Origin of the sequence: Micromonospora sp. NPDC049679, from assembly GCF_040659735.1 — a bacterium.
Lineage (GTDB): Bacteria > Actinomycetota > Actinomycetes > Mycobacteriales > Micromonosporaceae > Micromonospora_I.
This window is the reverse complement of record NZ_JBFANZ010000027.1, coordinates 33,935-52,170: the sequence shown is the minus strand read 5'-3', so window position 1 is coordinate 52,170 and position 18,236 is coordinate 33,935. Positions and strand designations below refer to the sequence as shown.

Here is an 18,236-nt window from a genome sequence, read left to right as displayed (position 1 = left end):
ACCTGCGACTCAGGTCGGTTCCGGTGCGGGGGTGGGGCGAGGCACGGAGCGACGCATGGCCCACCCGAAGAACATCAGGAGCGCGGCGGCGCCGGTGGCCGCGACGACCGGAATCGTCACCCGTGGGGCGCCATCCGAATGGCTCGCCCACGCGTCCAGTGCCATCGGCGCCAGGGTCTGTGCCGCCAGGACCAGCGCGGCGACACCGAGCGTCAGGGTGCCGGCGCGGTCAGCCGTGCCCGGCGGGGGCGTCTCGGGTTGCGCTGCGTCGGCGTGGAGCAGAGCCCGAGCGAACCCGAAGCTCAGGGCAAGCGGCAGGCCGAGAGCGACGAGTAACGCGTGCGCCGTCACCGTCCAGTCGTACTCCTGCCCCATCACCTCGGTTTTGAGCATCATCCCGCCGACGGCCACGCAGACGCCGAGTACGTCCCAGGGAAGGAGGCGATCGGCGTAGCGGGCGAGACCCGTCCCCACGATCGCGGCCAGCACCGCGACAACCCCGGCGAGGACGGCGTCGATCGGCCGGTACGCGACGACGACCGGCAGCCAGCCGATGGTGACGCCACCAACCGTGAACCCGAGCACCACCCATCGCGCGGCGGGGGCGCGGCCCCGGTGGTAGGCGTACAAGGTCAGCACGACGGCGACCACGACAGCGATCGCGATCATCGAGTAACGGGAGAGCAGTTCGACGGCTTCGCGGCGCGGTAGTCCCTCGAGGCCATCCGGGCCCGGTCCGACTTCTCGGATGATGACCCGGCGCAGGACTCCACCGATCACCGGCAGGATCGCGAGCAGAGCCACGACGAGCACCGGGCCCAGCCCAGTCCGGACGATCGCCGGGGACTGCGCCCGCTCGCGTCCGCGGGTGAGCACGGCGGCCGTGGCCACGACGACGGTCGCCGTGCCGAGTGGCAGCGTCGTAGGGGAGATCACCGCCGCCGGGTCGGGGCCCAGCACGGCGGTGACCAGCTCGGTGGTGAACGGGCCCAACAGCATGCCCGCGGCCAGGCCGCCCGCGATCCCGAGGCGGGCCGGTGCGGTGGCGTGGGCGGCCACGAGTACGGCACCACCGAGCGCGAACCCCACCCCGGCGGCCAGGAGCATCCCCGCCGAGGCGCATGCCAAAGAGCCGTCAAAGGCCGAGGCGCATGCCAAAGAGTCGTCAAAGGCAAGGCTGCCCAGGATCCCGGGGATGGGGAGCTGCGTCGCCACGACGGTGACGGCCAGTCCGATCGCAGCGACAAGCCATCCACCCAGCCGGGCGAGCGTGCCGACGAGGGCGACCGCGACCGCGAGCACGGCAGGCGCGAACGCGGCGTAGCGCTGTGGCAGGCCGCCGGGCAGCATTTCCATCAAACCCGACCAGGCGATTAGCGGCCACCCCGCGCTGGTGAAGGCGATCCCCACCGCGACCGCGGCCACCCCGTCGATCACCCATCGACGTGTGTCCTGCTCGCGCCGCGAAGCACTCTCGGTAACGACGTCATCAACCACGAAAGCTCCCCCGTGCCCAGGTCGGGTGCCGATGGTGCCACAGTGGTCGGCGCTCCACCGCCCCGCGCCGCTTCGCGCGGGGCGTGCGGCGCAGCGGGACGAACCCGGCGAACCGTTCATCGCAACGTTCATGCCGCTCATCGCCTGACCACGAACCTGAACCTCAACACACGAGGCTGCTCCTGGCAGGGTCGAGCGCACCCACCCCTGACGTTGGGAGGCGCGCCGATGCGTGACAGCGATGATTTCCGCAGCACGGCAGAGAATCCCGCCCCGTGGAGCCTCACCCGCCGCCGGGCGCTCCAGCTCGGCGGGCTGGCCGCCGGCACCGGCCTGACCGTCGGCGCGCAGCGCGCCGGCGCGGCGCAGGCTTCCGCCCCGTCGGGCTCCGCGGAGCTCACCGAGGGCACGAACATGATGGTGGCGGTGTCGCCGGACGGCCGGCGACTGGTCCTCGACCTGGTCACCGCTATCTGGGTGCTCGACGCCCGTGGCGGCGACGCCCGCCGACTCACCGACGACCTGCAGGATGCGACGCGACCACGCTGGTCGCCCGACGGCAGCGACATCGTGTTCCAGTCCTACCGGGACGGCAACTACCACCTCTGGGCGATCCGACCGGACGGGTCGGGCCTCCGGCAGCTCACCTCGGGCCGGTACGACCACCGCGAGCCGCACTTCACCCCCGACGGGCGCGGCCTGGTGTTCTCCTCGGATCGCGGCGGCACCGGCAGCTACGGGATCCACCGTCTGGACCTGCGCACGGGGGCCATCACGGCGGTCACGGACGCGGCCGCGGAAGAGGCCGAGCCCACCGTGTCGGCCGACGGTCGGCGGGTCGCGTTCACCGTCGACGCGACCTCCATCGACGAGGTCGACCTCGCCACCGGCCAACGCCGCACCCTGGTCCCGGCGCAGACCGGCGCCACCGTCTACGGGCCGGCGTACTCGCCGCAGACGTCGACCCTCGCCTACGTACGGCTGGCCGGCCCCCGCTGCGATCTGATCGTCGGCGACAGGACGGTCACCGTGGGGAAGGACGTCTTCGCGCTCCCGCCCGCCTGGGCGTCCGAGACCGAGCTCTACTACACCGCGGACGGCACGATCGTGCGTCAGCGCCTCGGCGGCACCGGCAGTCCGGTGCCGTTCGCCGCGATCGTGCCGGTCACTTCGCGGCGTCCGCGTCCGCGCAAGCCCGACATCGAGTCGACCGGGCCCCGTCCGGTGCTGGGCATCGCGAGCCCGACCGTGTCGCGGGACGGGCGGCAGTTGGCGTTCCGCGCGCTGAACGCACTCTGGCTCGCCGACCCGACCGCCCGGTCCCGGCCGCGGCGACTGGTCGCCGACGGCTACTTCAACTCCGACCCCGACTTCTCCCCGGACGGCCGCAGTCTGCTCTACGCGAGCGACCGTGCCGGCACGGCCGACCTGTGGCTGCGTGACCTGCGCACCGGAGCGGACCGACGGTTGAGCGGACTTCCGGGCGCGCAGACCGCGCCGCGGTTCTCGCCGGACGGAAACCGGGTCGCCTACCAGGACCAGGACGGCACCGCCTGGGTGCTCGATCTGCGGTCCGGGCAGGTCCGCCAGGTGACACCGACGTTGTTCCAGCCCGGCCGGGTCAGCTGGTCGCCCGACGGCCGGACCCTCGTGCTCGCCGCGGTGAAGCCCGTCTCGAAGCGGTTCCGCGAGGGCACCAGCCAGCTGCTGTACGTCGACGTCGCCTCCGCCGAACTCGAGTACGTCGAACCGATGCCGTCCCGGTCGCTGTCGACCCGCGGCGACGACGGCCCCGTCTTCTCCCCGGACGGCAGCCATCTCGCCTTCGTCGTCGAGAGCCTGCTCCACGTCGTCCCCGTCGACCGGGCCGGACGGTTCACCGGCGAGCCACGGGCGGTCACGTCCGAGGTCACCGACTCACCCGTGTGGCAGGACGCGCGCACCCTGCTCTACCTGAGCAACGGCCGGCTGCGCCGTACCGACCTGGCCGGTTCCCGGCCTCAGACGATCCGGCTCGACCTGAGCTGGCGGCGGGCCCAGGTCCGTGAGCACGTGACCATCCACGCCGGCGCGGTGTGGGACGGTCGCTCGACCACGCTGCGTCGCGATGTGGAACTCGTCCTGGAGGGTTCGACGATCGCGCAGATCCGTCCGCACCGCGGCGGGCGGGTCAACGTGGACGCCTCCGAGCTGACCGTGATGCCCGGCCTGATCGACGCGCACAACCACTGGCATCTGCGCGGTCGCGCGTGGGGGAGCCGGCAGGGTCCGCTCTGGCTGAGCTACGGCATCACCTCGACGCGCTCACCGGGCGACCCCGTCTACCAGATGCAGGAGACCCGTGAGGCGCTCGCGGCCGGCGCACTGGTCGGCCCGCGCTACTTCGCCACCGGCGAGGCGATCGACGGATCCCGGGTGTTCTACAACTTCATGCGCCCGACCCTCTCGGTCGAGCAGCTCGGGCGGGAGCTCGACCGGGTGGAGGGGCTCGCCTACGACCTGGTGAAGACGTACGTGCGGCTCCCGGTCGAGTTGCAGCGTCGGGTGGTCGCCGCCGTGCACCGGCTCGGGTTGCAGTTGTCCTCGCACTACCTGTACCCCGCGGAGCACCTCGGCATGGACGGGATGGAGCACACCGGCGCGACCAACCGGCTCGGCTACTCGCACACCGTGAGTCGGCTGGGCCGCGCCTACGCCGACGTCGTCACGCTCTTCACCCGCTCCGGCATGTCGGTGACGCCGACGCTGTTCAACTCGACCATGGCGCACGTCGACGATCCGTCGCTGCTGACGGATCGACGCACGACGGCGCTCTTCCCCGCCTGGGAACAGGCGATGCTGCGCAGCGAGGTGGCGGCGGCGTCGGGGCCGGCCGGTGAGACCACCCGGGCGCTGCTCGCCGGCAACGTGGACATGGTGCTGCGGATTCACCGCGGCGGCGGCCTGGTGATCGCCGGCACCGACGCGCCGCTGGACAACGTCGCGGTGTCGCTGCACGCCAACCTGCGGTCGATGGTCGCGGGCGGTTTCACACCGTACGAGGCGTTGGTCACCGCGACCGCCAACCCCGCGCGCTGGCTCAATCTGGCCGGCAAGCTCGGCGTTGTCGCGCCGGGGGCGCAGGCGGACCTGGCCTTCGTCCGGGGCAACCCACTGAGCGACATCCGGGCGGCCGCCGACGTCGCGCAGGTGATGGTGGGCGGCCGGCTCTGGACGGTCGACGAGCTGCTGGAGCCGTTCTCGTCCGCGCACGCGGCGGACGCGCCGCGACCGTCCGTCACGGCCGTCGGCCCGGCACCGTTGACCGCGGCCGCCGCGCACGCGCACGACGGCGAGCACTGGTGGCACGAACCGGAGTGGCTGCGCCGCGTCTGCTGCGAGGGCTGAGCGTCCGCCGCGAGCCGGGCGCGGGTCCGGTGCGGAACCAGGGTCAACCCGACGGAGGTCTCGGCGACAGCGTGGTCACGCCGGCGAGTCGGCGAACTCGGCCGGATTGAGATTGAGGGTGGCGAGGATGCCCGAGTGCTGGGCGGTGTCAATGCGCTCGGGCAGCTCCCGCTCGGCCCAATCCGCCCGGCTGTGCTGGCCGCGCTGGCGCAGAGCCTCAACGATCTTACTTTTGTCGATCTTCATCTTCTATGTCCGTTCTCTTCGCGTGCGATCTCCGATGCGGCCGGGCCCGTCGCGGCGGTGCCGCGCGCCGTTGGACGCGTCGCTGAACGGCGCCGACGGGGGAAACGCTGAGCGGTCAGCGCGATGCGTCTAGTTTGTCGGCTGCCGGAAGCCGGCGGCGCGAAACGCGGTCGTCACGGTCGGTCCTCGGGGCGCCCAACGACAACGTACCCACGCGTGTGCCCTTGCACCCTGTCCCCGCCGCGCCCGGCAGAGTTGTCCGGCGTACGACGCCGTGGCCGTGTCGTCCGGCCGCGCCGGTCGTCCACCTGGTCGCGTCGTGGTTTGAGCACGCTCGTCAGGTGGTGCTGCGCGTCTTCCGGAGCGCTACTCAGCGGCACCTGGTAGGTCGCGACCGGCTCGAGCCAGTCATGGGGCAGGTGGCCCCGGTCCGGATCGCCGACGAGGACCCGACCACCCTTCGCCGCGACGCGGGCGAGGAACGGCAGCATCCGGGTCGCCACGGACGGGTGGTAGAGCGCGTCGCCGGCCAACACCACATCCACGCCGGCACCGTCTCCGTCGAGCAGGTCGCTCGACGACACGATCAGGTCGACGCCGTTGGCGTCGGCGTTGGCGTTGATCGCCGCGACCGAGTAGGGATCGATGTCGTTGGCGGTGACCGTGGCGGCGCCGGCGATCGCCGCGGCGATGGCGACCAGTCCGGAGCCGGAGGCGACGTCGAGGACGTGGCGACCGGTGACGGTGTCCGGGTGATCGAGGATGTACCGCGCCAGCGCCTGCCCGCCGGTCCAGGCCGACGCCCAGTACGGCGCGGGAAGGACGTGCCCGGCCGCGGCTTCGAGCCGGGCCCACAGGACGATCGCGTCCTCCGCGAGGACCAGTCGCACCTCCGGCACCAGCGGCACCGGAGTCAGCCGGAGCCGGTCCAGGCTCGCGATATCGGGGGCGCTTCCGAGGGCGGAGAGCGCGTACAACACCAGCGGTTCGAGGCCGGGGACCGCGCCGTCGGACGGGACCGGTGTTCGCCGGGTCGTTGTCTCGGCCATCGCCGTGGCGACGGGCGAGGCCTCGTCGCCACGGCTTGGCGGAGTCAACGTCAGACCGGGCGGATGTTGGCGGCCTGGAGGCCCTTCTGGCCCTGCTCGACGTCGAACTCGACGCGCTGGTTCTCGTCGAGGCTGCGGTACCCGCTCGATGAGATGGCGGAGAAGTGGGCGAAGACGTCAGCCCCGCCGTCATCCTGTGTGATGAAGCCGAAACCCTTGTCCGCGTTGAACCACTTGACGGTGCCGAGTGCCATGTCTTCTCCTCTGAGTAGCTGATGGGGCCCCGTATGGACCCCTGGTTGTCGCCGCTGCTCGTCCGGAGGAACCGGCAGAACAAAAAGCGCCTGGCGGGTTAGATACCCACCAGGCGCTGGCAAAGTATGCGACAAACCAAAGCTTTTGACCCGGTCAGGCTAACACGGGCGCGCGGCCCGCGTGGTGTCAGCGCTGACCGCGTCGGCTGCCGACCCGGGTGCCGGAGGAGAACGCCGCCGCGCTGCGTGGCGCCGACGGGGTTTCCGCGACACCCGCCCGGCGACCTTCCGAGCCTCTTCCGCGGGAGGCGCCGGACGCTGACCCGCGCGTGCCGGGGGTCGTCCCGCTCGTGGTGGTGCGGTGCCCCGTACGCCCGGGGGCGCTGCGGTCCCGTCCGTTGTCCGGCGCCGCCGTTGTCACCGGAGGCGCCACGAAGAGGCGCTCGCCCGGGGCGAGCTCGGTGAGCAGCGAGTCGCCCGGCCCCAGCCGCGTGACCGTCGGCTTGATGCCGGCCTGGCGGGTGAGGTCACGCACGTCGTTGACCTGGTCGTCGGTCATCAAGGTGACGACCGTGCCGCTCGCGCCGGCGCGAGCGGTCCGCCCCGAGCGGTGCAGGTAGGCCTTGTGCTCGGCGGGCGGGTCGGCGTGGATCACGAGAGTCACATCGTCGACGTGGATACCTCGCGCCGCGATGTCGGTGGCGACCAGCGTCCGGGCGTCGCCGGTGGAGAACGCCGCCAGGTTGCGGGTACGGGCGTTCTGCGCCAGGTTGCCGTGCAGTTCGACCGCCGGCACGCCCGAAGCGACCAGTTGGCTGGTCAACTTCTTCGCGCCCCTCTTGGTGCGGGTGAACACGAGCGTGCGACCAGGGGCGGCCGCCAGGTCGATCAGGACGGGTAGCCGGTCGTCGTGACGCACCTGGAGCACGTGGTGGGTCATCGCGGCGACCGGGGACGCGGCGGAGTCGACGCTGTGGGTGACCGGGTTGGAGAGGTAGCGCCGCACGAGGACGTCGACGCCGGCGTCGAGGGTCGCGGAGAAGAGCAGCCGCTGCGAGCGGGCCGGGGTCTTGTCCAGGAGTCGTCGGACGACCGGCAGGAAGCCCAGGTCGGCCATGTGGTCGGCCTCGTCGAGCACGGTGATCTCGACGGCGTCGAGGATCGCGTGGCCGGTCGACACGTGGTCGGCGAGCCGACCGGGGCAGGCGATGAGGATGTCGACGCCGGCACGGAGCGCGCTCATCTGGGGCCGCGCGCTCACCCCGCCGAAGATCGTCAGGGTGCGCAGCGACAGGGCGGCGGCCAGCGGCGCGATCGTCGCTTCGATCTGGGTCGCCAGCTCGCGGGTGGGCGCCAGGATGAGCGAGCGCGGGCGCCCGGGCTGCCGCGGCGACGATGCGGCCGAGAGCCGGGCGAGGACCGGAAGCGCGAACGCGTACGTCTTGCCCGATCCCGTCCGGCCCCGACCGAGCACGTCGCGCCCGGCGAGTGAGTCCGGGAGCGTCGCGGCCTGGATCGGGAACGGCGTGCTGATGCCGGCCTTGTCGAGCGCGGCGACCAGGCGGCCGGGCACGCCGAGTTCGGCGAAGGAGGTGGGGATGGCAAGGGGTGTGTTGCTGGGGCGGCGTGCCGCCATGGAGGGTCTCCGAACGTGGAAGGGGTCGCCCTGCACGGCGCTGACCGATCGGTCGCGGCGCGTGGTGGTCGACGTCAGACGCAGGCCGTGGTGGGAACCGGCGGCCTTCTTGATCGATTCTACCCGGACTCGGGCCCAGGACGTACACTATGGCGGTTTTTGGCGTTAGGGTTGGCGCGCGGAGCGCAATGCCGCCCCCGCGAGCGGCCGGATCCACCCCGCTCGCTTTCCGCACCCGGCCCGCATGTGCGGGCGGTGAGCCGCGCATTGGCGCGCAAACTTTGGAGCAGTTGTTGACTGATGTAACCGCGCATGACTCGAGTCCATTCCGCGCGGGGCCGAGCGTCGATTCGCCCTCGGATGAGCAGCCTGCCGTCGACGTGAGTTCGGCGGCGATGAGCCGGCTGCGCACCCCGTTCGCTCCCGACGACGACGCCCCCCGGAAGCCGGCGACCGCGCCGGTCGGCGCCCGCTAAGCCTCTCGGATCCGACCGCCGCGACCCGTACCCTGAAGGTGCGCCGCTAAACGGCGTTCCGTCGCGATCACCGCACGGTGTGCGTGCTGCGCGTCGCGCGGCGGCCGATCACCACGTCTCCACGATCTGATCGCCCGATGGGGCCATGCCGGTGGGCCGCCGCTGGGCCTTGCCCGCGTACATCGTGGCATCGGCCAGCCCGATCAAGGTGTCCCGGTCGAGGGCGCTGCCGGGACCCGCGACCGCGCCGCCCATCGTGACCCCGACGCTGACCACGGTGCCGGGTAGCTGCACCGGCGCTTCCAGTACCGTTGCGATCCGGTGCCGCAGCTCGGGCAGCGCGCGCTCCGGTTCGCCCCGGCAGAGGATCAGAAACTCGTCGCCGCCCAGCCTGCCGACCACGTCGTCGTGGCGCACGCACCCGGCGAGGCGGGACGCCACGGCCTGCAGGACGATGTCGCCGGTCTGATGTCCCAGCCGGTCGTTGATGGGCTTGAAGCCGTCGAGGTCGCACAGGAGCACGGCTATTCCGTCGAGCTCGCCACGGCCCACCTGCTCCAGGGCGAGATCGATCTCCCGGACGATCTGCCGCCGGTTGTACAGACCGGTCAGTTCGTCGTGGCTCGCGTGGTGGGCCAGTGTCCGCTCGGCCTCGTCCCGTTGCGCGGAAAGTTGGCGGAAGCGCAGCAGCACCAGGGGAACGACCATCAGCGTGCCGACCGGGAGCAGCAGGCTCTGGCCGCCGCTGCCGTCGAGCGTCTGCACCGCCGCGATCAGGGGATTGACGCAGAGCGCGGCGCCGAGCCAGGCGAGCCGGGGGTGGCCGGCGGCGCGGGTCGCGGCGGGTTGCGGCACGGTGCAGTACGGGGCCGACGGGTGTACCGGGGCCGCGGCCAGGGTGAGATACGCCAGCATCATCAACTCGGCTGTCCACAACGCGGCGTCGTGCACCGTCAGGACGGCCAACCCGATCGCGGACAGGGTCAGGACCACGCAGAGGAGCATGTAGGCGATCGGGCCCCGGGCCTTTTTCGCCGTCAGTCCGATCCGTACGAGGACACCGACCACGGCGCTCAAAATGAGCAGGTCGAGCAGGAGCAGGACCTGTCCCAGCGGGGAGGCCTCCTCCGCCAGGTACGGCCGGATCAGCCATTCCCACAGCGGGCCTCCGCTGCACAGGCCGATCATGGCGGCGTCCATGATGCCGCCGAGGTCATTGGTCGCATGGCGGCGCAGCGCGGCGCCGCTGCCCAACAGGAGCAGCAGGTGGGCCGTCGCGACCATGAGGTCGGCCGGCGCCGCCTCGGCCCGGCCGAGCTGATGGTCGGTGATCCACGTCGGCCAGATCAGGTTGCTCAACGCGAGCAGGATGAGGCCGCCGATGGCGATGCGCCACGGCCGCCGGTCCGGCAGGTGACCCGCGCGGAGCGCGGTCAGGAAGGTGATGATGGGTACCGCCGTCACCAGCGCGTACACCACGGTGCGACCGGAGGCGTCGGCCAGGGCGTACGAGACGGTCGCAGCGACGGCCACGATGAGGAATCCGGCATGGACCAGGACGGCCGGCGACGCCCGGTGGGGCCAGCGCATGCGTCTCCTCTCCCTCGACCTCGCTCCTCTTATCGGCCGCGGTCAGAATCGGTTGAGCCGAGGTGGGGCGGACCCTGCGGGGGGTGGATCGGGCCGGTGACGTGTTGCGGCCAGGTCAGGAACGGTATAGCCGCTCCGCTCCGTCATCCATAACCATGCGAAGCACCGTAGAGCAAAGAGTCCAACGCCGCGGCCCGGCCCCTGACCAGCGCATCCAAGATTCATTGCAGGTTTTCGCCAGATCGAGCCACCACGTTGGCGGCCATTCCCCTGCAGAAGGCGAGCATGACGGCGGTGATCCAGGACGGCCTGTACCAGGCGGTCCGTCACGGCTCATGCAGGATCTTCAACTCCAGTGACCTGACGAACAACGGCAAGTCACTCGCGTGAGGGTCAGCGGCGACAGCCTCGTGCCCAACGGGGAGATCTTGTCTCCGGTCGGACCGGAGGACTTCTCCTACGGGGCGGGCCAACCGGGAGTTTTGGTCGGTCGCCGAGCACCTGCATCCCGGCCGAATGATCTATTCGTTCCCGACGTCCTACCTGAACTAAGGGGACGGCGGGTTCCGGGAACGGGCCGACCGGCCGTCACGCCCTCGCGGCGTGGCGGTCGGCTCGTTCTGCAGTTTGTCCATTGTCGATGGCCTTGTGTTCGAGGCGCGCGGCGTCGGCGTGTCCGGGTGGCGGGAGAAATCGACGGCGACCGCTTGACCCCATCGGAGGGGATGGATATTCTTCCGGAACACTTCCGGAAGTTTCGCGAGCGCAGGGGCCCCCGCCCCGTCCCCCACGGAGATGCGACATGAGACGCTCCGCCGCTCCCGCCCAGCCACCCCGGTCCGCATCGAGGTTCGTGAGGGTGTTCATGTCGGTCACGCTCGCGGCCACCGCCGCTCCCGCGCTCGCCGGTTCCGCCACCGCCGCGCCCGAGCCGACCGGCCGGCACGAACGCGGCACCTACATCGCGTATACGAAAACAGCCGGCGCGTTTCCGCTCGTGGCCGGCGGCGCGGGCGCGCCGTTGGTGGTCAGCGGCGTCGACCATCCCGGCGTGGTCCGGGTGGTTCACGACCTGCGGGCCGACATCAAGCGGGTCACCGACGTGGAGCCCACCGTCTGGGTCGACCGCATTCCCGCGCGGCGCGAGATCGTGCTGGTCGGCACGATCGGGCGCAGCCCGCTGATCGACGGGCTGGTCGCCGCCGGCAAGCTCGATGTCACCGGCATCGCCGGCAAGTGGGAGACCTCGCTGCAGCAGGTGGTGGACGACCCGTTGCCGGGCGTCGGCAGGGCGTTCATCATCGCCGGCAGCGACCAGCGGGGCACGATCTTCGGTGTCTACGAGACCTCGAAGCAGATCGGAGTGTCGCCCTGGCACTTCTGGGACGACGTCCCGTCCCGGCACCGGGACACGCTCTCCGTGCTGCCCGGCCGGTTCAGCCAGGGCACGCCGGCGGTGAAATATCGCGGGTTCTTCATCAACGACGAGAATCCGGCCCTGGGCACCTGGGCGCCCGGCCACTTCGGCCCCGGAAAGGCGCCCGGCTTCCCCAACGGCTTCAACTCCGACTTCTTCGCGACCGTCTTCGAGACGATGCTGCGGCTGAAGGCCAACTACCTGTGGCCGGCGGTGTGGGGTCGGGCGTTCGCCGAGGACGACCCGGCCAACCACGCGACCGCCACGGCGTACGGCGTGGTGATGGGCACCTCGCACGAGGCGCCGATGATGCGCGGCATCGAGGAGTGGAACCGGCACGCCGTGCCGGCCGTCCGGGACAGCAACGGCACGATCACCACGCCCGGCCGCGACCCGTACGGCGGCACGGGGGAGTGGAGTTTCCGCCGCAACGGCGACGCGATCAAGGCGTACTGGCGCGACGGCGCGGAGCGCATGAAGGAGCAGGGCTTCGAGGGCGTGGTCACCCTCGGCATGCGGGGCAACGGCGACGTGAGCCTGCCCGACGGCGACGGCATCGACCTGATGAGCACCATCATCGACACCCAGCGGCAGATCCTGGCCGAGACGGGGCTGATCGGGGCGCCGCAGGTGCAGACGCTCTACAAGGAGGTCCAGCGCTACTGGGACTCCGGTTACCGGCCGCCGGACGACGTCACGGTGGTGTTCTGCGACGACAACTGGGGCAACATGCGCAAGCTGCCGGACCGGGGCCTTGCGGCGCGCGGCGGCGGCTACGGCATGTACTACCACTTCGACTACGTGGGCGGCGGCCGCAACTACAAGTGGGCCGACACGGTCAACCTGGCCAACACGTGGGAGCAACTGCACCTGAGCTACCGGTCCGGCGTCGACCGGCTCTGGGTGGTCAACGTGGGCGACATGAAGAACGAGGAGTTGCCGCTGCAGTTCTTCCTCGACTACGCCTGGGACCCCGACCGCTGGCCGCTGGAGCGGCTGCCCGAGTGGGAGCGCCGGTACGCGGCGCAGAACTTCGGGCCGGAGCACGCCGCGGAGATCGCCGCCGTGCTGAACGCGTACGGGTTTCTGCAGTCGCGCCGTAAGCCGGAGCTGCTCAACCGGCGCATCACCCTCGACCCGACCAGGGACCCGGCGACGGACCGCGACGCGATCGTCTACGACGACCAGGGCAACCCGTTCAGCCTGACCGACTACCAGGAGATGGACCGCGTCGCCGCGGAGTGGCAGGCGCTCGCGGCGAAGGCGGAGCGGCTCCGCGCGAAGCTGCCCCCGTCCTATCAGGACGCCTACTACCAGCTCGTCCACTACCAGGTGAAGGCGAGCGCCAACCTCTACGCGCTGCGGCACGCCAACTTCACCAACCTGCTCTACGCCAAGCAGGGGCGCGCGGCCACCAACGACGTGGCGGCTCTGGCCGAGGCGCGGTTCGCCGAGGACCAGGCGATGTCGGACTACTACAACACCGAGCTGGCCGGCGGGAAGTGGGCCGGCTTCCAGACCCAACCCAAGATCGGGTACGGCAACGCGGCGCGCTACAACAACGCGTCCTGGCAGCAGCCGCAGACCGACAACCACGTGGCGCTGCCCGATGAGATCTACCCGTTGCTGAAGCGGATCGAGGTGCCGGTCGCCGCCGAGATGGGGGTGGCGATCGACGGCTCGGAGCAGTGGTGGACGGCGGCAGAGCCCCCGGCACCGCAGACGCCCGCCGTGCTGCCGACCTTCAGCCCGCACCAGAGTCAGCCGGCGCAGTACCTCGAGGTGTTCAACCGCGGCGCCACCGCCTTCGACTACAGCATCACCGCCGGAACGCCGTGGGTGACGGTGTCGCCCGCGAAGGGCCGGGTCGACAAGCAGGTGCGGGCCACGGTGCGTGTCGACTGGCAGCGGGCGCCGCACGGGATCACGCGGGTGCCGCTCACCGTCGCGGCGCCGGACGGTCGCCGCGTCGAGGTCACCGCCGTCGTCGACAACCGCCTGCCGCGCGGTCGGGCCCAGGGTTTCGTGGAGGCCAACGGCTACGTCTCGATGCTGGCCGACCACTACACGAGAGCGGTGAACGCGAAGGACGTGCAGTGGAAGCTCATCCCGGGGATCGCCAAGACCGGCAACGGCATGACGCTGTGGCCGGTCGACGCGGCCAGCCGGGGGCCGGGCGGCGCGGGCCCCCGGCTGGAATACCGGATGACGCTCACCTCGACCGGGCCGGTCACCGTGTCGACGATCCTGTCGCCGCGCAACAACGTGCGGCCCACGGACGGGCTGAAGTATGCGATCTCGATCGATGACGCCGAGCCGCAGATCGTGAACATTACCCGCGTCACGGGTGCGGACGACGGTGGCATGAACCGACAGTGGGAGAGGAACACGTCGGACAACGTCAATGTCACGTTCACCACCCACATGATCGACAAGCCCGGGGTGCACACGGTGAAGCTCTGGATGGTCGACCCGACCGTGGTCGTGCAGAAGCTCGTCGTCGACACCGGCGGCGTGAAGTACAGCTACCTCGGCCCACCGGAGAGCGTCCGCGTCGACAGGTAAGGGGCGCAGCCCAGCACGTGGCGATCCCATCGTCGGCTCCGGCCGGCGATGGGATCGCCGTAATCGGAAGGGGAATCGATGCTCCTGAATCGACGTCATCTCGCCGCGGTCGCCGCGCTGGGTGCGCTCGGCCTGGTCGCCGCGTGCGGCGCCCCCGAACCCGCCGGGGGACCGGCGCGGACCGGCGGGGCGGTGCCCGACAAGCCGGCGAAGGCGGTCGCCCTCAACATCCTCGACGTCGCCGGCAACCTCCAGCTCACCCAGTCAATGATCGACGAGTTCGTCGCGAAGAACTCCGACGTCGTCTCGCGGGTCACCTACAGCAAATCGCCCGCGCCCGAGCTGGTCGGCAAGATCAAAGCGCAGCAGAACGCCAACCGGGTCGACATCGACCTGGTCCTCACCGGCGTGGACGGGCTGGCCGCCGGCATCGAGCAGGGGCTGTGGACGCCGCTGCTGCCGACGTACGCCGACCGGCTGCCCGGCATGCAGAAGTATCTGCCGGGAGCGGCCGCGATGCAGAAGCTCGCCGGCGACCATGGCGTCACCGTCACCTACTACCCGTCGGGGCCGCTGATCGAATACCTGCCGTCGAAGGTGCCCAACCCGCCGACCACCGCGCAGGGGCTGCTCGACTACGCCAGGGCCAACCCGGGCGCCGTCCAGTACGCCCGCCCCTCCAACTCCGGACCGGGTCGCACCTTCCTGATGGGGCTGCCCTATCTGCTCGGCGACAAGGACCCGAAGGACCCGGTCAACGGCTGGGAGAAGACCTGGGCCTACCTCAGGGAACTCGACAAGCACGTCACCCTCTACCCGTCGGGCACCAGCGAGACGATGAAGAACCTGGCCAACGGCTCCGCGAAGATCATCGCGACGACCACCGGTTGGGACATCAACCCGCGCGTGCTGGGCACCGTGCCGAAGGAGGCCCGGATCGGGGCGCTCGACGGCTTCCACTGGGTGACCGACGCGCACTACGCCGTCGTGCCCAAGGGCGTCTCCACCGACAAGCAGGCCGCCGTGCTGGCCCTGCTCAACTCGATGCTCACGCGTGAGCAGCAGGCCAAGGCGTACGACAAGGGCTACTTCTATCCCGGTCCCGCGCTCTCCGGTGTGACGCTGGAGATGGCGCCGCAGGAGAGCCGCACGGCGATCGCGGAGTACGGCCGGCCCGAGTACGAGAAGCTCATCGCCGAGCACCCGATCGAGGTGCCGCTGGACGCCAAGGCGGTGGTGGCGGCGTTCGACCGGTGGGATCGCGAAATCGGCGGCGCGAAGGTCAGGAAGTGAGCTTCACGCAGCTCCGGTTGGACGCGGTGACGCGGCGCTTCGCCGGGCACCCCGCCCTGGCCGACCTGACCCTCACCATCACGCGCGGCGAGTTCATCGCCCTGCTCGGCCCGTCGGGCTGCGGCAAGTCCACCGCCCTCAACTGCCTGGCCGGGCTGCTGCCGCTCTCCGGCGGCAGCATCTGGGCCGACGACGACCGGCTCGACACGGTGCCGCCCGAGCGGCGCGGCTTCGGCATGGTGTTCCAGAACTACGCGCTCTTCCCGCACATGTCGGTGCGGAAGAACATCGCCTTCGGGCTGCAGATGCGCCGGCTGCCCCGCGCCGAGGTCCGTCGCCGCACGGACGAGGCGATCAAGCTGGTCCGTCTCGACGAGCACGCCGGCAAGCTGCCCGGGCAGCTCTCCGGCGGCCAGCAACAGCGCGTCGCCATCGCCCGGGCCGTCGTGCTCGAACCGGCGCTGGTCCTGATGGACGAGCCACTGTCCAACCTGGACGCAAAGCTGCGGCTGGAGATGCGCACCGAGATCCGCCGCCTGCACCAGTCGCTCGGCCTGACCACCGTCTACGTCACTCACGACCAGGAGGAGGCGCTGTCGATGGCCGACCGTCTGGTCGTGCTCCGCGACGGCCGGGTCGAGCAGATCGGCACCCCCGAACAGGTACACACCCGCCCGGCCACCCGGCACGTCGCCGACTTCATGGGCTACCGCAACCTGCTCCCGCTGACCGTCGCCGAGAAGGTCGGCGACCGCGTCGTCGTGGCCGGCACCGGCCTGCGTCTGAGCGGCACCTCGGTCGGGCCGATCGACCTCGGCGACGACGTGATCGTCGGCATCCGCCCCGAGGACCTGCGCCTCGTCGCATCCGATGGCATCCCGGCCACCGTCGAGGTGGTCGAATACCAGGGCCGCGAGGTCGCCGTCGAGGCGCGCACCGACAACGGCGTACGCCTGCATCTGCGTACCTCCGAAAGACCGGGACCGGGCGACAAGATCCTGGTGGCCGCGGACCCGGCGCGGGTCCTGGCCTTTCCCGCCGACGACGGGGCCGGCGGATGAGCCGGCCCACCGCGCTGCGGCACCGCCTCGCCGAGCGCGGCATCGACCGCCAACTCCTGCTGCTCGCGCCGGCCGCGGCGTTCGTCGTGGTGCTCTTCATCTACCCCTTCCTGTACGGCGTCGGCCTCTCCTTCCAGCCCACGACCGGCGGTCCGCTCGGGGCGTACCGGGAGTTCTTCACCGACGCCTACCAGCGCGACACGGTGCTCACCACGCTCGGCCTGTCGCTGCCCGCGGCGCTGCTCAACGTCGCCGCGTCGGTGCCGATCGCCTACCGGCTGCGCGGCCGGTTCCGTGGCAAGCGGCTGCTCACCACCGTGCTGGTCGTGCCGATCACCCTGGGCACCGTGCTCACCGCGCAGGGGCTGCTCAACTTCCTCGGCCCCACCGGCTGGTTCAACCGCATCCTGCTCTCGACCGGGCTGGCCGACGCGCCCGTGCGGCTGACCAACAACTACTGGGGCGTGTTCTTCTCCCTGGTCATCACCGGATTCCCGTTCGCGTTCCTGCTGGTGCTCTCCTACCTGTCCGGCATCGACCCGACGCTGGAGCGGGCCGCGGCCACGCTCGGCGCCGGCTGGGCGCAACGGTTCCGCCGGATCACCCTGCCGCTGCTCGCGCCCGGCCTGGCGACCACGTTCTGCCTGACCTTCGTGCTGGCATTCAGCGTCTTCCCGTCGGCGGTGCTGGTCGGCGACCCGGCGGGGGAGACCCGGGTCATCTCCATCGCCGCCTACGACGCCGCGTACGTCCGCTACGACTATCCGATGGCGTCCGCCATCGCCGTGATCATGGGCGTGGTCGAGTTGCTCGTCATCGCCGCGGTGCTCGGCTGGCGGGCGCTGCTCTACACCGGTTCGACGGCGGGAGGGAAGGGATGAGCCGTCGCCTTGTCGCCCGGCCGGCGGCCTGGTTGGTCTGGGGCGTCGTGGCGTTCTTCTTCGTCAACCTGGCCGGGGTCATCGGCTCGGTGGTGGTCAGCTCGTTCGGCACCCGCTGGTTCGACACCTGGCTGCCCCAGGGCTACACCGGCGACTGGTATGCGCAGGCGTGGCGGGAGTTCGGCCTGCTCCCCGTCTTCGGGGTGACCCTGGAGGTCTCGCTGCTCGTCGTCGGCATCTCCGTGCTGATCGGCGTGCCCGCCTCCTACGTGCTCGCCCGCCGCTCGTTTCCCGGCCGACGCCTGCTCTACCTGCTCTTCCTGCTGCCGATCCTGATGCCACCGATCACCTACGGCATCCCGCTCGCCACCGTCCTCTACAAATACGGCTTCGCCGGCCACCTCCCCGGCGTGGTGCTCGCAAACCTCGTGCCGTCGGTGCCGTTCGTCATCCTCACCATGACGCCGTTCATCGAGCAGATCGACCCGGCGATCGAACGGGCCGCCCGGATGTGCGGTGCCCGGACCAGCCAGGTCTTCACCCGGATCCTCGCCCCGCTGCTGGTGCCCGGCATCCTCGCCGCGTCGATCCTGGTGCTGGTGCGCACGGTCGGCATGTTCGAGCTGACGTTCCTGACCGCCGGGCCCGACTCGCAGACGCTGGTGGTCGCGCTCTACTACTCCATGTCGGCGGCCGGCATCCGCGCCCAGCAATCGGTCGACGCGATGGCGGTCATGTACACCACCATGATGCTGGTGCTGCTCGTCGTGGCGCTGCGCTTCGTCAACCCCACCCAGCTCGTCGCCCGGGTCAAGGAGGACATGGACTGACGGTCGGGACGTGCGGGCCGCGTGGCGTGCGATCGGGTTCGGGTGCGTTCCGTT

Annotated in this window: 12 protein-coding genes and 1 pseudogene; 7 read left to right on the top strand and 6 right to left on the bottom strand. The window is 70.9% G+C overall.

All coding sequences use genetic code 11. From position 1 onward, the window contains the following. Positions 1-9: 9 nt before the first annotated feature. Complete coding sequence (locus AB0J06_RS18430) at positions 10-1,497, bottom strand: hypothetical protein (RefSeq protein ID WP_357429998.1); 1,488 nt, start codon at positions 1,495-1,497, stop codon at positions 10-12. 228 nt (positions 1,498-1,725) lie between these two features. Here AB0J06_RS18430 and AB0J06_RS18425 point away from each other — a divergent pair, with 228 nt between their 5' ends. Then, on the top strand, positions 1,726-4,884 hold the full coding sequence (locus tag AB0J06_RS18425) for an amidohydrolase family protein (protein WP_357429996.1): 3,159 nt from the start codon (positions 1,726-1,728) through the stop codon (positions 4,882-4,884). Between the two features lie 75 nt (positions 4,885-4,959). On the opposite strand, the gene AB0J06_RS18420 is transcribed toward AB0J06_RS18425, so the two are convergent. The 5 genes and pseudogenes from AB0J06_RS18420 to AB0J06_RS18400 all read right to left on the bottom strand — a co-directional run bounded on the left by AB0J06_RS18420 (position 4,960) and on the right by AB0J06_RS18400 (position 10,135). After that, the gene (locus tag AB0J06_RS18420) at positions 4,960-5,130 is read right to left on the bottom strand and encodes a hypothetical protein (protein WP_357429994.1); all 171 of its coding nucleotides are present in this window, start codon (positions 5,128-5,130) and stop codon (positions 4,960-4,962) included. Positions 5,131-5,543: 413 nt separating this feature from the next. Then, a pseudogene (locus AB0J06_RS18415) lies at positions 5,544-6,113 on the bottom strand (50S ribosomal protein L11 methyltransferase); the annotation flags it as partial. A gap of 116 nt (positions 6,114-6,229) precedes the next feature. Then, positions 6,230-6,433, bottom strand: a complete 204-nt coding sequence (locus AB0J06_RS18410) for a cold-shock protein (RefSeq protein WP_357429992.1) — start codon at positions 6,431-6,433, stop codon at positions 6,230-6,232. Between the two features lie 187 nt (positions 6,434-6,620). After that, positions 6,621-8,069: a DEAD/DEAH box helicase gene (locus AB0J06_RS18405; RefSeq protein WP_357429990.1), complete on the bottom strand. Its 1,449-nt coding sequence runs from the start codon at positions 8,067-8,069 to the stop codon at positions 6,621-6,623. Positions 8,070-8,653: 584 nt separating this feature from the next. Further along, positions 8,654-10,135, bottom strand: coding sequence for a GGDEF domain-containing protein (locus AB0J06_RS18400; protein ID WP_357429988.1), 1,482 nt, complete (start codon positions 10,133-10,135; stop codon positions 8,654-8,656). A gap of 255 nt (positions 10,136-10,390) precedes the next feature. Between AB0J06_RS18400 and AB0J06_RS18395 the strand changes: the two genes are divergently transcribed. From AB0J06_RS18395 to AB0J06_RS18370, 6 genes are all read left to right on the top strand, one after another. Next, positions 10,391-10,525 carry a hypothetical protein gene (locus tag AB0J06_RS18395; protein WP_357429986.1) on the top strand — a complete coding sequence of 45 codons (135 nt, stop codon included), beginning with the start codon at positions 10,391-10,393 and terminating at the stop codon, positions 10,523-10,525. Positions 10,526-11,000: 475 nt separating this feature from the next. Beyond that, entirely contained in the window at positions 11,001-14,117 is a 3,117-nt protein-coding gene (locus tag AB0J06_RS18390) for a glycosyl hydrolase 115 family protein (protein ID WP_357430032.1), read from the top strand. Positions 14,118-14,195: 78 nt separating this feature from the next. Further along, positions 14,196-15,410 (top strand): extracellular solute-binding protein, encoded by a 1,215-nt coding sequence (locus AB0J06_RS18385; RefSeq protein WP_357429984.1) that lies wholly within the window; start codon positions 14,196-14,198, stop codon positions 15,408-15,410. Then, a complete protein-coding gene (locus tag AB0J06_RS18380) occupies positions 15,407-16,471 on the top strand; it encodes an ABC transporter ATP-binding protein (protein ID WP_357429982.1) in 1,065 nt (354 codons plus the stop codon). The genes AB0J06_RS18385 and AB0J06_RS18380 overlap by 4 nt, the downstream gene beginning before the upstream one ends. Next, on the top strand, positions 16,468-17,352 hold the full coding sequence (locus tag AB0J06_RS18375) for an ABC transporter permease subunit (protein ID WP_357429980.1): 885 nt from the start codon (positions 16,468-16,470) through the stop codon (positions 17,350-17,352). The genes AB0J06_RS18380 and AB0J06_RS18375 overlap by 4 nt, the downstream gene beginning before the upstream one ends. Further along, positions 17,349-18,182 (top strand): ABC transporter permease subunit, encoded by an 834-nt coding sequence (locus AB0J06_RS18370; protein ID WP_357429978.1) that lies wholly within the window; start codon positions 17,349-17,351, stop codon positions 18,180-18,182. Before AB0J06_RS18375 ends, AB0J06_RS18370 begins: the two co-directional genes overlap by 4 nt. Positions 18,183-18,236 lie beyond the last annotated feature (54 nt).

What these genes read in the sequence shown, in the direction of transcription:
- AB0J06_RS18400 (WP_357429988.1), bottom strand. Translation starts at nt 10,135, where the DNA reads ATGCGCTGGCCCCACCGGGCGTCGCCGGCCGTCCTGGTCCATGCCGGA.
- AB0J06_RS18375 (WP_357429980.1), top strand. Translation starts at nt 16,468, where the DNA reads ATGAGCCGGCCCACCGCGCTGCGGCACCGCCTCGCCGAGCGCGGCATC.
- AB0J06_RS18425 (WP_357429996.1), top strand. Translation starts at nt 1,726, where the DNA reads ATGCGTGACAGCGATGATTTCCGCAGCACGGCAGAGAATCCCGCCCCG.
- AB0J06_RS18385 (WP_357429984.1), top strand. Translation starts at nt 14,196, where the DNA reads ATGCTCCTGAATCGACGTCATCTCGCCGCGGTCGCCGCGCTGGGTGCG.
- AB0J06_RS18420 (WP_357429994.1), bottom strand. Translation starts at nt 5,130, where the DNA reads ATGAAGATCGACAAAAGTAAGATCGTTGAGGCTCTGCGCCAGCGCGGC.
- AB0J06_RS18390 (WP_357430032.1), top strand. Translation starts at nt 11,001, where the DNA reads ATGTCGGTCACGCTCGCGGCCACCGCCGCTCCCGCGCTCGCCGGTTCC.
- AB0J06_RS18370 (WP_357429978.1), top strand. Translation starts at nt 17,349, where the DNA reads ATGAGCCGTCGCCTTGTCGCCCGGCCGGCGGCCTGGTTGGTCTGGGGC.
- AB0J06_RS18405 (WP_357429990.1), bottom strand. Translation starts at nt 8,069, where the DNA reads ATGGCGGCACGCCGCCCCAGCAACACACCCCTTGCCATCCCCACCTCC.
- AB0J06_RS18410 (WP_357429992.1), bottom strand. Translation starts at nt 6,433, where the DNA reads ATGGCACTCGGCACCGTCAAGTGGTTCAACGCGGACAAGGGTTTCGGC.